This window comes from Streptomyces viridochromogenes (genome assembly GCF_001270495.1).
GTDB lineage: Bacteria > Actinomycetota > Actinomycetes > Streptomycetales > Streptomycetaceae > Streptomyces > Streptomyces viridochromogenes_A.
Window position 1 is genome coordinate 60,543 of record NZ_LGUR01000117.1, and the last position, 14,786, is coordinate 75,328.

Genomic DNA, 14,786 nt, shown 5'->3' on the forward strand with positions numbered 1-14,786 from the left:
GGTCAGCCCCTCCGGAGCCGGAGCGTCAGCACCTGGAAGGGGCGCAGCGAGACCGCCACCCCGCCGTCGGAGACCTCGACCGTCTCCTCCAGCGGGCGCTCCAGCAGGTCGGTGACCTGGGCGCCGGCCAGCGGGAAGCCGGTGCGCAACACGCCCTGCGCGCGGCCGCCGCCCGACTCGTAGAGACGCACCACGACATCACCGGACTCGTCGTCGGCGAGCTTGACCGCCTCGACGGTCACGCCCTCGCCGTCGACCGAGACGACCGGCTCGGGCGCGCCGGCCGCGTCCGCGACCCGGAGCGGGAGGTTGAGGGAGTAGCCCTCGGCGACGGTGTCCTCGATGCTCGCGCCGGGCAGCAGCGAGTAGGTGAAGCGGTGCTTGCCCTGGTCGGCCTCCGGGTCCGGGATGCGCGGGGCGCGGACCAGGCTGAGCCGGACCGTGGTCGTCGTACCGCCGTCCTCACGGACCGTACGGGAGACGTCGTGGCCGTAGGTGGAGTCGTTCAGCACGGCGACGCCGTAGCCCGGTTCACCGACGTGCACCCAGCGGTGGCCGGAGACCTCGAAACGGGCCGCCTCCCAGCTGGTGTTGGTGTGCGTGGGCCGCTGGATGTGGCCGAACTGGATCTCCGCGGAGGAGTGCGCGGCCCGGACGTCCACCGGGAAGGCGGCCTTGAGGATCTTCTCGGCCTCGTGCCAGTCGATCTCGGTCTCGAAGTCGATGCGCGGGCTGCCGGCGCGCAGGGTGATGGTCTGGATGATCGTCGAGCCCCTGCCGAAGGACCGCGTCACACGGATCGCGCCCAGCAGCGGGTCCTCGGAGACGACCTCGACCGACGAGGGCTCCAGGAGGTCCGTGTACCGGTTCTTGTAGTGCTTGTCGATGTCCCAGGCGTCCCAGTAGTTCGGGAGGTCGGTGTGGAGGCGGAGCAGGTTGCCCTTGTCGCCGAGCACCTCCCGGTCGGCCCGCAGATCGAGGACGGACGACAGGGTGCCGTCCTGCGCCACCTCCACGCGCACCAGGCCGTTGTCGAGGACACGGCCGGAGACCCGGACCGGCTGTGCGGGCTCGGCGTCGGTCAGCGGGGCGCTGCCGTTGGCGGGCACCTCCACATAGGCCGTGGCACCCTCGGCCGTACGGACCACTTCGGCCCGGTCGAACGGGCTGGTGTTGAAGACCCTTGCCGCGCCGCCGCCCAGCGCCGCGACCGCCTCGGCCGTCAGCGCCTCCAACTCCTCGGCGACACGGGCGTATTCGGCCTCGGCCTCGCGGTGTACCCAAGCGATCGACGAGCCCGGCAGGATGTCGTGGAACTGGTGCAGCAGCACCGTCTTCCAGAGCCGGTCGAGCTTCTCGTACGGGTAGGAGTAGCCCGGCGCGTGGAGTGCGGCCGTCGTCGCCCACAACTCGGCCTCGCGGAGGCGGTGTTCGGAGCGGCGGTTGCCCTGCTTGGTGCGGGCCTGGGAGGTGTAGGTGGCGCGGTGCAGCTCCAGGTAGAGCTCGCCGACCCAGACCGGGGCGTCCGGGTACTCCTCGCGGGCCTTGGCGAAGAACTCGTCGGGGTGCTCGACGACGACCTTGGGCGAGCCCTCCAGGTCGGCGAGCCTGCGCGCGCGTTCCATGATCTCGCGGGTGGGGCCGCCGCCGCCGTCGCCCCAGCCGAAGGGGGCCAGGGAGCGCGTACCGCCGCCCTTCTCCGAGTAGTTGCGGACGGCGCGGTCCATCTCCTCGCCGCTGAAGCGGGCGTTGTAGGTGTCGACCGGCGGGAAGTGGGTGAAGATGCGGGTGCCGTCGATGCCCTCCCACCAGAAGGTGTGGTGGGGGAACTTGTTGGTCTGGTTCCAGGAGATCTTCTGGGTCAGGAACCATTCGTTGCCGGCGAGCTTGGCGAGCTGCGGGTAGGCGGCGGTGTAGCCGAAGGAGTCCGGCAGCCAGACGCCCTTGGTCTCGACGCCGAAGTGCTCGATGAAGAACCGCTTGCCGTGGACGAGCTGGCGGGCGATGGCCTCGCCGCCGGGCAGGTTGCCGTCGGCCTCGACCCACATGCCGCCGACCGGCGCCCACTGGCCCTTCTTCACGGACTCCTGGATGCGGGCCCAGACGTGCGGGTAGTTGTCGCGCACCCACTCGTACTGCTGGGCCTGCGAGCAGGCGAAGATGAAGTCGTCGTACTCGTCGGCCAGCGAGGTGACGTTGGAGAAGGTGCGGGACGTCTTGCGCTTTGTCTCGCGGATCGGCCAGAGCCAGGCCGAGTCGATGTGGGCGTGGCCGACACCGGAGATGGTGTGCGCGCTGGCGTGCGCGGGGCGGGCCAGGACGGGCGCGAGCAGTTCGCGGACGGCCGCGGCGCTGCCGGAGACGTCGTCCAGGTCGAGGGCGTCCATGGCCCGGTCGAGGGCGTGCATGATCTCGTGGCGGCGCGGCTCGTGCTCGCCGAGGTGGACCATGAGCTCGCGCAGCACCTGGAGGTCCAGGTCGAGGTGCCAGACCTCCTCGTCCAGGACGGCGATGTCGGCGCGCTGGAAGGTGTAGAGGGGCTTGTCGCCCGCCGTGAGGATGTCGCCGAGCGGGGTCGTCCTCGAGAAGTTGTCGGCCAGGATGTCCGGGTTGGAGGCGGCCTCGACCAGGTAGTCGATCTCCTCGCCGCCCGCGACCGGGTTGCCGATGGGCACGTACTGGTTGAGCGGGTTGACCGCCTTCAGGGGCCGGCCGTCGGGCAGGTGGACCAGGGCCTCGGCCTGGTTGCCGGGCCAGTCCCCCACGAAGCCGAGGTCGATGACCGCCTCGACGCGCCGTCCGGCCCACTCGGCGGGCACCCGGCCGCGCATCCGGAACCAGGTCGTGCCCCAGGGCGGGCCCCACGGGGTGTCCATCGCGAAGGGCGTGTAGCGGGCGGCCGCGGCCTCCTCGAAGGAGACCGGCTCACCCGGCGCCTGCCAGGCCTCGACCTCGAAGGGGACGGTGGCCGCGTAGATCGCGGGCTTGATGCGCTGGTTGTGGACGCGCTCGACGCGTTCCTCGATCCGGCGGCGTTCGTCGTGCATGAGAGGTCTCCAGGGAGGGAGAGAACGGAGGGGGAAGCGAGGGAGGAGGCGAGGGACTGGAAGCGCTTTCCGGGGCGCGCGCTACCTAAGGTACGCGAGCCCGGGATGGACCCCGGTGTAGCCCTCGACCAGCCTGCGGGCGACGTTGACCGAGTCGACCAGGGGGTGCAGCGCGAAGGCCTTCACCGCCGTGGCCCGGGCACCCGACTCGGCGGCGGCCAGCACCTCCCGCTCGACCGCCTTGACCGAGCAGACGAGGCCGGTGGCATGGTCGGGCAGCGGGGCGACGGCGACCGGGTGGGCGCCGTTGGCGTCGACCAGGCAGGGCACCTCGATGACGGCCTCGGAGTCGAGCACCGAGAGCGTGCCCTGGTTGCGGACATTGAGGATCAGGGTCGTGCGCTCGTCACGGGCGATGGCCCGCATCAGTGCGAGCGCCACCTTCTCGTAGCCGCCGGAGAGGTCGTCGGCGTCGCGCTCGCCGGCGCCGGCCGTCTCCCGGTTCTCGGACATGTAGGTGGCCTCGCGCTCGGCGCGGGTGCGGTCCCAGATCTCCAGGGCGGAGGCGTCCGACCGCTCGACCTCCTGGTAGAAGTGCGCCTGCTGGTCGGCGAGGAAGGCGCCGCGGGTCTTCTCTGCGTGCTGGTAGGCGCGGACGGCTTCCCGGTTGAAGTAGTAGTAGTGCAGATACTCGTTCGGGATCGCGCCGAGCGAGCGGAGCCAGTCGACGCCGAAGAGCTTGCCCTCCTCGAAGGAGCCGAGCAGGTCGGGGTCGGCGAGCAGGCGCGGGAGTTCGTCGCGGCCGGCGACGCGCAGGCCGCGGACCCAGCCGAGGTGGTTGAGGCCGACGTAGTCGATCCACGCCTCGCCCGGGTTCTTGACGCCGAGCACCCGGGCGATACGGCGGCCGAGGCCGACCGGTGAGTCGCAGATGCCGATGACGCGGTCGCCGAGGTGGCGGGACATGGCCTCGGTGACCAGGCCCGCCGGGTTGGTGAAGTTGATGACCCAGGCGTCGGGGGCGAGCCGGGCCACCCGCTGGGCGATGTCGACGGCGACCGGGACGGTCCGCAGGCCGTAGGCGATGCCGCCCGCGCCGACCGTCTCCTGGCCGAGGACGCCTTCGGCGAGCGCGACCCGCTCGTCGTTCGCCCTGCCCTCCAGGCCGCCGACGCGGATCGCCGAGAAGACGAAGTCGGCGCCGCGCAGCGCCTCGTCCAGGTCGGTCGTGGCGGTCACCTCGGGCGCGTCGGGCACCCCGGCCGACTGCTCGGCGAGCACGCGGGTCACCGCGGAGAGCCGCCGGTCGTCCAGGTCGTGCAGTACGACATGGGTGACCCGGCCTTCGGCGCGGTCCGTCAGGAGTGCCCCGTACACGAGCGGCACACGGAATCCGCCGCCGCCCAGAATCGTCAGTCTCACGCTTGAACCTTTCCTGCCACGACCACCTCGACGCCCGCCTCCTCCAGGGAGGACCGGGTCGCCGCGTCGACCGGCGCGTTCGTCACCACCACGTCCAGGTCATCCGGACCGCACACCTTCGCCATTCCCGTACCCGGGAACTTCGCCGCGTCGGCGAGCAGCACGACCTTCTCGCCGGCCTTGATCATGGCCCGCTTGACCGGCACCTCGACGACCGTCGTGTCCATCACCTGCCCGCCCGGCCGCACCCCACTGGTGCCCAGGAAGAGCCAGTCGGCATGCAGCTGGCGCAGATTGTCCTCGGTGAGGAAGCCGACCAGGGAGCGGTACTCGCGGCGGACCATGCCGCCGAGCAGCACCAGCTCGATGCCCTCGTCGTCGGCGAGCTCCTCGTAGACCACCAGGTTGCTGGTGATCACGGTGAGCCGGCGGCCGTGCAGCTGGCGGGCCAGCCGGAAGGCGGTGGTACCGATGTCGAGCAGCACCGACTGACCATCTTCGATCATCGCCGCGGCGTGCGCGGCTATGGCGTCCTTCTCGGGCACGCGCATCTCGGCGACCTCGGCGAAGGGCTGGTCGCCCTCCTCCACGACCGCGCCGCCGTGCACCCGCGTGAGCAGACCGTCCTCCTCGAGTTTGACCAGGTCACGCCTGATCGTGGCGGGGCTCACACCCAGCTGTTCGGAGAGATCGGTCACGGCCGCGGGGCCACCGGCGCGCAGGGCCCGCAGGATGAGTTGGTGTCGTCGTTCTGCCAGCACGACGTGAACACTACTCGTCATCTTCAATCATCGCCATGCTCATTTCTGCTCGGGTATTGACCAATCTCTCCGATCGGCGCACGATTCCGCTCACCGAAATGAAGAGTTTTGACGAGAGGACGTTGCGGTGGACGACGACCGGCCCGATGTGCTGCTGACCGGGCTGCTCTTCTACGACCTCGTCCTCACAGGGCTCGGGAAGCCGCCGACCCCGGGCGAGGAGATCTGGACGGGCGGCATGGGCTGCGGCCCGGGCGGCATCGCCAACCTGGCGGTGGCCGCCGCCCGCTTCGGCCTGCGGACCTCGCTGGCCACGGTGTTCGGCGACGACCTCTACGGCGAGTGGTGCCGGGACGTCCTGTGCGACCAGGAGGACATCGACCTCTCGCTCTCCCGCACGGCGGACGGCTGGCCCACCCCGGTCACCGTCTCCCTCGCCTACGGCCACGACCGGGCCCTCGTCACCCACGGCCAGGAGCCCCCGTACTCACAGGACGCGCTGATGGGCGACCCGCCCGAGGCGCGCACGGCCCTCGTCCACATCGAGGCCGAACCACGCGCGTGGCTGGCCAAGGCCGCCGCGAACGGCACCCAGATCTACGCCGACGTCGGCTGGGACCCCAGCCAGCAGTGGTCCACCGACCTGCTCGACCAGCTCTCCCTGTGCCATGCCTTCCTCCCCAACGAGACCGAGGCCATGGCCTACACCCGCACCGACAGCGCGGCCGCGGCCCTCGGCACGCTCAGCGAGCTGGTGCCGGTGGCCGTGGTGACACGCGGCGGCGACGGCGCCGTCGCCGTCGACCAGACGACCGGCGAGTACGCCGAAGTGCCCGCCCTGGACGTCGACGTCCTCGACGCGACGGGCGCCGGGGACGTGTTCGGGGCGAGCTTCGTCGCGGCCTCGCTGGGCGGCTGGTCGCTGGAGGAACGGCTCCGGTTCGCCGTACTGGCCGCCGGCCTGTCGGTCCAGCGGCACGGCGGCGCCCTCGCGGCCCCCGGCTGGTACGGCGTCGACCGCTGGTGGCGCTCCCTGACCGATCCCGAGCTGAAGCGGGCGTACGGCTTCCTGGCGGACCGGCTCCCCCAGAATCCGGGGCCGCCCGTCGCGTACGCCCCCGTGACCCCGCCCGCACGGCAGAACTGACCTCCCCCCCACGCCCCTCTCATGCGAAGTCCCGAAAAGATCCGAAAGGCGGTGGGAGCTGTGCGGCTCTCACGAAGAGGCCTGCTCCGCGCGGGCCTGGCCGGTACGGCCGCCACGGCGCTCGGCGGCCTGGCGTCCGGCTGTGCCGTTCCGACCGGCTCGACCGGCCGGAACATGGTCCTGTGGTACTGGAGCGGCGGACTGAGCGACACGGTCGTCAAGAACGCCAAGGCGCGTTACGACCGCTCCGTGGCCCTCGACGCCATCCAGATCGGCGGCCAGTACCGCTCGAAGCTCATCACCACCATCACCGGCCGGGCCCACATCCCCGACATCGCGGGGCTCAAGGGCGAGGACATGGCCGCCTACCTGCCGAACGCGGACCAGTTCATCGATCTGCGGACGCTGGGCGCGGAGAAGTACAAGGACCAGTACCTGTCCTGGAAGTGGGACCAGGGCATCGCCGACGACGGCACGATGGTCGGCTTCCCGATCGACTGCGGGCCGGTCGCGCACTACTACCAGTTCGAGATCTTCCGCAAGGCCGGGCTGCCGTACGAGCCCGACGACGTGTCGAAGGAGCTCGACACCTGGGAGAAGTTCTTCGACGCGGGCGTGCGGCTCGGCAAGCGCGTCCCGGGGGCCAAGCTGCTCACCGACGTCAACTCGGTCTTCGAGAACATCGTGCAGCAGGGCGCGCAGCGGTACGTCGACAAGGACCGCCACTTCATCGGCGACCAGGACCATGTGCGGCGGGCCTGGGCGCTCGCCGTGGAAGCCAAGCGGCGTGGGATCGTCTCGAACCTGGTCAGCGGCACCCCGGACCAGCAGTCGGCCATCCAGGACGGCAAGCTGCCGAGCCAGCTGAACGCCTCCTGGGCCAGCTTCGACATCAAGAACGGCGTGCCGAAGACCAAGGGCAGGTGGCGGGTGGCGCAGATGCCCGTGCGGCCCGCCAACAGCGGCGGCTCGTTCCTGTCGATCACCAAGGCGTGCCGGGAACCCGAGCAGGCCTTCGAGATCATCACCTGGATCCTCAACGCGGCCAACCAGGCGCAGGGTTACGTCGACGCGGGCCTCTTCCCCTCCACGCCCGCCTCGTACGACCTGAAGCAGATGCGGGAACCGGACGAGTTCTTCGGCGGGCAGGTCACGACGGACGTCTTCGGGCCGGCCGCGCAGAAGATCGTGGTCGCCTACAACAGCCCGTTCGACATAGCTCTCGGGCAGCCCCTCAAGGATGAGATCAAGAACGTCGGCGTCCTCGGCAAGGACCCCAAGAAGGCCTGGAGTGACGCCATGAGCAAATGCCGTCGCATCGCGAAGCACCTGGGGGTGAGCTACTGATGGCCGTCCTCGAACAGACCCCGCCCGTCGTGGCCCAGCCCTCCCCGGCACGCCCGAAGAAGGGCTTCCGCAAGTACTGGCACCTCTACGCCGCCATCTCGCCCTTCTACCTGATCTTCCTCGGCTTCGGCCTGTTCCCGGTCGGCTTCTCGCTCTACCTGTCCTTCCACCGCTGGGACGGCCTCGGCTCGATGGAGTGGGCCGGGCTCTCGCAGTACCAGTACCTGCTGAGCGACAGCGACTTCTGGAACTCGATCGGCAACACGGTCGCCATCTGGGCACTGGCCACCTTCCCCATGATCTTCCTGGCGATGATCACGGCCGTGATGCTCAACTCCGCGGTCCGGTTCAAGGGCCTGTACCGCGTCGCCTACTTCCTGCCGAACGTCACCTCGGTCGTCGCGATCGCGATCGTCTTCGGCTCGATCTTCGCCACCAACAACGGCATGGTGAACGCCGTTCTGGAGGGAGTGGGGCTCGACCAGGTGGCCTGGCTGAACACGCCCTGGGGCATCAAGGTCACCATCGCGGCGCTGATGACCTGGCAGTGGACCGGGTACAACGCCATCATCTTCCTCGCCGGACTCCAGACCATCCCGAGCGACCTGTACGAGGCGGCGCGCATGGACGGCGCCGGCCCCGTCCAGACCTTCTTCCGGATCACGCTGCCGCTGCTGCGGCCCACGCTGCTGTTCGTGCTCGTCGTCTCGACGGTCACGGGCCTGCAGAGCTTCTCCGAACCGCAGGTCCTGCTCCAGACCTCGTCCAACGACTCGACGTTCGCGGGCGGTCCGGGCCACTCGGGCCAGACGATGGTCCTCTACTTCTTCCAGCAGACCTTCGACAACAACGACTTCGGGTACGGAGCCGCGGTGGCCTGGGGCATCTTCCTCGTCGTCGTGCTCTTCTCGATCATCAACTGGCGCCTCGTGCAGCGCCGGGGCGAGTAGGAGGAGCGCATCATGTCTTCCATCAAGGGATCCCGCCGCAGAGGGATCGCGCTGCACCTCCCGCTGATCATCGGCACGCTGATCTCGGCCTTCCCGTTCTACTGGGCCGTGATCATGTCGACGCACAGCTCGTCGGAGATCTTCTCGTACCCGCCGAAGCTTCTGCCGGGCACGCACTTCCTGGAGAACGTCCGCAACCTCTTCGACGCCGTCGACTTCTTCGGGTCGATGCTGAACTCGCTGCTGGTCGCGGTGTCGGTGACCTTCCTGGTCCTGCTCTTCGACTCGCTGGCGGCCTTCGTCTTCGCCAAGTTCGAGTTCCCCGGCAAGGGGCTGCTGTTCGGCCTGCTCATGCTCATCTTCATGGTGCCCGCGCAGCTGTCGGTGATCCCGCAGTTCGTCGTCATGGCGAAGATCGGCTGGATCGGCTCGATGACCGCGCTGATCGTGCCGGCCGCGGCCAACGCCTTCGGCATCTTCTGGATGCGCCAGTACATGAAGACCGCCATCCACGACGAACTGCTCGACGCCTCCAAGCTCGACGGCGCGAACTTCCTGCGCCAGTACTGGCACGTGGCGCTGCCAGTGGTCCGCCCCGGCCTCGCGTTCCTCGGCATCTTCACCTTCATGGGCCAGTGGAACGACTTCGCCTGGCCCCTGATCGCCCTCACCAACCCGGACAACGTGACCCTTCAGGTCGCGCTCTCCCAGCTCAACGGCACCCACGGCACCACCGACTACGGCATCGTGATGACCGGCGCCCTGCTCGCCCTCGTCCCGCTGCTGATCGTGTTCGCGATCGGCGCCAAGCAGATCATCGGCGACCTCGCGAAGGGAGCCGTCCGCGGATGACGAGCGATCCGCTGCTCGCCCTGCGCCCCTGGGAGGCACCCGAGGTGACCTCCTGGGGACGGCTGCCCATGAACGCCGTCGACCGGCGCTCCGGAGCACTCCCCCTGGACGGCGACTGGCGCTTCCAGTTGCTGTCCGCTCCGGACGCGCCGGTCGGCGGTGCGTGGTCGGCGGCGCACGTACCCGGTGTCTGGACCATGCAGGGCACCGACGACCTTCCGCGGTACCTCAACGTCCGGATGCCCTTCGCCGAGTTCCCGCCCCACTCCCCCGCCGCCAACCCGACGGGCGTGTACGAGCGCGAGGTGGACGTCCCCGCCGAGTGGGCCGGACGCCGGATCGTGCTCCAGGTCGGGGCCGCCGAGAGCGTGCTGCTGGTGCATGTGGACGGGCGGCCGGTGGGCATCTCCAAGGACTCCCATCTGGCCGCCGAGTTCGATCTGACGGGGGCCGTGCACCCCGGCTCGCCCGCGACCGTGCGGCTCACCGTCGTCAAATGGTCCGACGCCTCGCACATCGAGGACCAGGACCACTGGTGGCACGGCGGGATCACCCGCTCGGTGCTGCTGTACGCACGGGACCCCCTGCATCTCGCGGACGTGACCGTGCGGGCCGCGTACAGCGGTGAGCTGCGGGTCGACTGCCGGGTGCGGGACAGCGGCGGCGCGCTGCCCGACGGGTGGTACGTCACCGGCGAGCTGGACGGTGAACTCATCGTCCAGGACGCGGAGTTCGACCAGGCCAACATCGAGGACGAGCGGGTCTCCGACTTCCTGGGCGAGGTACGGCTGCACACCACCGTCCCCGACGTGCGCGCCTGGAACGCCGAGACGCCCGAGCTGTACGGACTGACCGTCCGCCTGCACCGCGCCGACGGCACGGTCGCCGACACCTCCCGCCACCGGATCGGCTTCCGGGACGTCGAGATCGTCGGCCGGGACCTGCTGGTCAACGGCGAGCGGGTGTTCATCCGGGGCGTGAACCGGCACGACTTCCACCCGCTGACCGGCCGGACGGTGTCGTACGACGACATGCGCGCCGACCTGGTCCTGCTCAAGCGCTTCGGCTTCAACGCGATCCGCACCGCCCACTACCCGAACGACCCGACGCTGTACGACCTCGCCGACGAGCTCGGGTTCTACGTCGTCGACGAGGCGGACATCGAGTCCCACGACCACGCCCACGAGATCGCCGACGACCCGCGCTATCTGAACGCCTTCGTGGACCGGGTCTCACGGATGGTGCTGCGCGACAAGAACCATCCGTCGGTCATCATCTGGTCGCTGGGCAACGAGTCCGACTACGGCGCGGGCCACGACGCCGCGGCGGGCTGGGTGCGCCGGCACGACCCGACCCGGCCGATCCAGTACGAGGGGGCGGCCAAACTCGGCTGGGCGGACCCGGGCCTCGCCTCCGACATCGCCTGTCCGATGTACGCGCCGCTGGAGGACTGCGTCGCCCACGCGCTCTCGGGTGAGCAGACCAAGCCGCTCATCCAGTGCGAGTACTCGCACGCCATGGGCAACAGCAACGGCACGCTGGCCGACCACTGGGCTGCCATCGAGGCCACCCCAGGTCTTCAGGGCGGGTTCATCTGGGAGTTCTGGGACCACGGGATTCTGCAACACGTGAGTGACGGAAGACCGGCCGGGCGTGGGGGCGCCGGGCTCTATGACAACGGTGTCGCCGCGCCCGGGTACCGCTGGGCGTACGGCGGTGACTTCGGCGAGACGATCCACGACGGCGCGTTCATCGCGGACGGCGTGGTGTTTCCCGACCGCACGCCCAAGCCGGCGATGCACGAGCACCGGGAGATCGCGGCGCCGGTGCGCATCGAGTGCTTCCGGCACGAGGGTGTCGTCCTGACCAACCACCAGCACTTCCGCGGCTTCGACTGGCTGGCCGCCGTATGGGAGCTGTCGCTGGCGGACGGTCGCATGCTGACCGCGCCGGCCGAACTGCCCGAGCTGTGCCCGGGTGAGACGGCGGCGGTGCCGCTGCCGTTCGCGCTGCCGGAGGACGGCGGTGAGGCGTGGCTGACGCTGCGGGTGACCGTGGCCGAGGACCAGCCGTGGGCGCCGCGCGGCACCGAGGTGTGCGTGCCGCAGGTGCGGCTGCGCGGGCCCGCTCCGGTCGAGGTCGCCGCCGTGGCCCTGGGGGTCGCCCCGGCCGAAGGCTGGGGGAAGGTCGAGGTGGACGACGAGGGTCTCCTCGTCCACCCGCTGCTGACGGTGGCCCCCACGCTCTCACTGTGGCGTGCGCCCACCGACAACGACGAGTTGGGCGGCATGGCGCAGCGCTGGCGGAACTGGGGACTCGACGCGCTGGTGCGCAAGGTCGTGTCCGTACGGCAGGCCGCCGGGCGTTTGACGGTGGAGGCCGAGTCCGCGGGCACGACCGGTGTCGTACGGCACCGGCAGGTCCTCACACCCGTCGAGGGCGGCGTCCGGGTCGAGGAGGAGGCCGAGCTGCCGGAGGCGTTCGACGACGTGGCACGGGTCGGCACGGTCTTCGAGACGATCGCGGGGCTCGACCTGCTGGACTGGTTCGGGCAGGGGCCCTGGGAGTCGTATCCCGACCGCGGCGCGGGCGCTCCGGTGGGCCATCACTCCGTCCCCGTCGACGACCTGTTCACCCCCTACCTGCGCCCGCAGGAGAGCGGCGGCCGGCACGGCGTACGGCGGTTCACCCTGTCCGCGCCGGACGCCACCGGCCTCACGGTGGTACTGGACGAGCCACGCCAGGTCTCGGTGACCCGCTACCGCGCCGAGGACCTGACCGCCGCCACGCACCACGACGAACTGGTGCCGCGCCCCGGCTGCGTGGTGCACATCGACGCGGCGCACCGCGGCCTCGGCACGGCGTCGTGCGGCCCCGACACCTTCCCCTCCTATCGCGTCGCACCGGGCGTCCATCGCTGGAGCTGGACCCTGCGCGTCCTCTGAACTCTCCTCCTCTCCCTCTCTTCATGGAGCACCCATGTGTACTTCGCATGCGCACGACCAGGGCGAGGCCGCGCAGGCCGGCGCCGGAAGACGCAGTTTTCTCCGGGCCACGGCACTGATCGGCGCCGCCGCCACCGCCTCGGTCTCGCTGCCGACGGTGGCCGAAGCGGCATCCGCGGACGACTGGCGGCCCGACTCGGACAGCCGTCGCTTCACGCTCGCCGTGATGCCGGACACCCAGTACCTGTTCGACGGGCCGAGCATCGACAAGGCGCCGGTCGAGGCGTCCCTGCGCTATCTGCTGGAGCACGGCCGGAAGGAGAACATCGTCTTCCTGTCGCACCTGGGCGACCTCACCCAGAACGGCACCCAGCCCGAAGTCGCCGCGATCAGTGAGGCGTTCCGGCTCCTGGACCGGCGGGGTGTGGGATACAGCGTCCTCGCCGGCAACCACGACGTGAAGTCGTCGACGGACGATCAGCGCGGTGCGACGCCGTATCTGGACGCCTTCGGGCCCAAGCGGTTCGAGGGGAAGAAGACGTTCGGCGGAGCCTCCCCCGACGGCTACAACAGCTTCCACCTCTTCAAGGCCGGCGGACGCGAGTGGATGGTGCTCGCGCTGGACTGGCGGCTGTCGGCGAAGGGCTACGCGTGGGCCAAGGACGTCCTCGCCCGGCACTCGAGGACGCCGGTCGTGCTCACCACCCATGAGCTGGTCGTCGAGGACGACTCGCTGTCGGCGTACGGGCAGCAGCTGTGGGACCGGCTGATCGAGGACCACGACCAGATCTTCCTCACCCTCAACGGGCACTACTGGCCCGCCGGCCGGGCGACCCGCAAGAACGCGGCGGGCAACGACGTACACCTGCATCTGACGAACTATCAGAACCGTTACTTCGGCGGCGCGGCGATGATCCGCCTGTACCGCTTCGACCTCGACCGGAACGTCATCGACGTGGAGACGGTCTCCCCGTGGATCCTCGGCCGGGCCGCCAAGGGCCTCAACGAGCTGGAGCGGCAGGAGATCGAACTCAGCGGTGACGCCGACCGGTTCAGCGTCGAGATCGACTTCGCGGACCGCTTCTCCGGCTTCGCCCCGCTGCCCGCCCGCCCGGCGCGCCCCGCCTCGCGGATGCTGGTCCCGGGCACCGTGGCGTACTGGCGCTTCGAGAAGCCGGTGGAGGGCGGCACGGTCCGCGACCTGTCCGGGCGCGGCAACGACCTCTCGCTCGTCACGGTGGGCGGCGGCGAGCTGGGCTGGTCCGCGGACCACCACCCCGACCAGCCCGGCCACGGCAGCCTGGAGTTCCAGGGCTTCAAGTCCCCGCTGAAGGGGGCGTACCTGCGAACGGTCGAGGGGGCGCCGCTCAACTCGGCGACGTTCAGGGACGGTTACACCATCGAGGCGTTCTACCGTCTCCCCTCCGACTGGGACCCCGACCACAACGCCTGGTCCGGCCTGCTGAGCCGGACCGGCACGGGCGGCGCCGCCGGCAAGACCGCCGACGACCCGGACGAGCCGCTCGCCACGCTCTCCCTGTCGAACGACCGGGAGCCGCAGTGGGCGATGCGCCCGCTGAACCAGGAGGGCATCGCCACCAACTGGGCCCAGGAGACCCCGCTGGAGACCTGGTGGCACCTGGCGGTCGTCAACGACGGCACCCACACCACGATGTACGTCGAGGGCTGCCCGGTGGTCCGCAATCCGAAGGCACGCTCGACCGGCATCACATCCGTCGGGCTGCCGTGGCTGCTCGGCGGCTACGAGTACGGCGGCAAGATCGACCAGATCCTGCACGGCCGCCTCGGCGACGTCCGGATCGTCGCACGGGCGCTGCCCGTCAGGTCCTTCATGTCCCACTGACGCCCTACGCGACGACCCTTCACCGACGCCACCGACGCCCTTCGAGGACCACCGTGACCGAGCAGCAACTGCCCACCTGGGCCGACCCATCCGTCTCCGCCACCGACCTCGACCCGCAGGGCGTCTCCAGACGCGGGCTCCTGCGCCGCGCGGGCCTGTTCGGCGCCGCGTTCGCGCTGGGCGGCGCGGCCGTGCCCGCGGTGGCGGCACCGGCTTCGGCCGCCTCCGACCGGGGTCCGGGCGGCGACGACCCCCGCCTCGCCTACCTCGTCGGCGACCACCACATCCACTCCGTCTACAGCCACGACGCCAAGTACACCTTCTCCCAACTCGCCGCCGCGAGCGCCAAGTTCGGCCTGGACTGGATGGTGTTCACCGAGCACTCCAACTTCGGCCACTCGAAGTTCTGCGGAAGTGACCGTTAAGCCCGCAGGTCAGCGACCTGCGGGCT

9 protein-coding genes and 1 pseudogene are annotated in these 14,786 nt (G+C 70.2%); 7 read left to right on the forward strand and 3 right to left on the reverse strand.

Going from position 1 to position 14,786, the window contains the following annotated elements; translation table 11 throughout:
* Positions 1-2: 2 nt before the first annotated feature.
* From ADK36_RS12155 to ADK36_RS12165, 3 genes are all read right to left on the reverse strand, one after another.
* Positions 3-3,047: an alpha-mannosidase gene (locus ADK36_RS12155; protein ID WP_048579282.1), complete on the reverse strand. Its 3,045-nt coding sequence runs from the start codon at positions 3,045-3,047 to the stop codon at positions 3-5.
* An 81-nt stretch (positions 3,048-3,128) separates the two neighbouring features.
* Entirely contained in the window at positions 3,129-4,469 is a 1,341-nt protein-coding gene (locus ADK36_RS12160; RefSeq protein ID WP_048579283.1) for a 6-phospho-beta-glucosidase, read from the reverse strand.
* Positions 4,466-5,230: a DeoR/GlpR family DNA-binding transcription regulator gene (locus ADK36_RS12165; RefSeq protein WP_048579284.1), complete on the reverse strand. Its 765-nt coding sequence runs from the start codon at positions 5,228-5,230 to the stop codon at positions 4,466-4,468. Before ADK36_RS12165 ends, ADK36_RS12160 begins: the two co-directional genes overlap by 4 nt.
* A gap of 127 nt (positions 5,231-5,357) precedes the next feature.
* Between ADK36_RS12165 and ADK36_RS12170 the strand changes: the two genes are divergently transcribed.
* The 7 genes and pseudogenes from ADK36_RS12170 to ADK36_RS12200 form a co-directional block, all read left to right on the forward strand.
* Positions 5,358-6,377, forward strand: coding sequence for a carbohydrate kinase family protein (locus ADK36_RS12170; protein ID WP_048579285.1), 1,020 nt, complete (start codon positions 5,358-5,360; stop codon positions 6,375-6,377).
* Between the two features lie 60 nt (positions 6,378-6,437).
* A complete protein-coding gene (locus ADK36_RS12175; protein ID WP_053197309.1) occupies positions 6,438-7,724 on the forward strand; it encodes an extracellular solute-binding protein in 1,287 nt (428 codons plus the stop codon).
* On the forward strand, positions 7,724-8,674 hold the full coding sequence (locus tag ADK36_RS12180; RefSeq protein WP_048579287.1) for a carbohydrate ABC transporter permease: 951 nt from the start codon (positions 7,724-7,726) through the stop codon (positions 8,672-8,674). The genes ADK36_RS12175 and ADK36_RS12180 overlap by 1 nt, the downstream gene beginning before the upstream one ends.
* 12 nt (positions 8,675-8,686) lie before the next feature.
* A complete protein-coding gene (locus ADK36_RS12185) occupies positions 8,687-9,526 on the forward strand; it encodes a carbohydrate ABC transporter permease (RefSeq protein WP_048579288.1) in 840 nt (279 codons plus the stop codon).
* Complete coding sequence (locus tag ADK36_RS12190) at positions 9,523-12,471, forward strand: glycoside hydrolase family 2 TIM barrel-domain containing protein (RefSeq protein ID WP_053197312.1); 2,949 nt, start codon at positions 9,523-9,525, stop codon at positions 12,469-12,471. The genes ADK36_RS12185 and ADK36_RS12190 overlap by 4 nt, the downstream gene beginning before the upstream one ends.
* Positions 12,472-12,505: 34 nt before the next feature.
* Positions 12,506-14,335, forward strand: a complete 1,830-nt coding sequence (locus tag ADK36_RS12195; protein ID WP_053197314.1) for a LamG-like jellyroll fold domain-containing protein — start codon at positions 12,506-12,508, stop codon at positions 14,333-14,335.
* Positions 14,336-14,388: 53 nt separating this feature from the next.
* Positions 14,389-14,742, forward strand: a pseudogene (locus ADK36_RS12200) (PHP domain-containing protein); the annotation flags it as partial.
* Between the last annotated feature and the right edge of the window lie 44 nt (positions 14,743-14,786).

What these genes read in the sequence shown, in the direction of transcription:
- ADK36_RS12155 (WP_048579282.1), bottom strand. Translation starts at nt 3,047, where the DNA reads ATGCACGACGAACGCCGCCGGATCGAGGAACGCGTCGAGCGCGTCCAC.
- ADK36_RS12180 (WP_048579287.1), top strand. Translation starts at nt 7,724, where the DNA reads ATGGCCGTCCTCGAACAGACCCCGCCCGTCGTGGCCCAGCCCTCCCCG.
- ADK36_RS12185 (WP_048579288.1), top strand. Translation starts at nt 8,687, where the DNA reads ATGTCTTCCATCAAGGGATCCCGCCGCAGAGGGATCGCGCTGCACCTC.
- ADK36_RS12190 (WP_053197312.1), top strand. Translation starts at nt 9,523, where the DNA reads ATGACGAGCGATCCGCTGCTCGCCCTGCGCCCCTGGGAGGCACCCGAG.
- ADK36_RS12195 (WP_053197314.1), top strand. Translation starts at nt 12,506, where the DNA reads ATGTGTACTTCGCATGCGCACGACCAGGGCGAGGCCGCGCAGGCCGGC.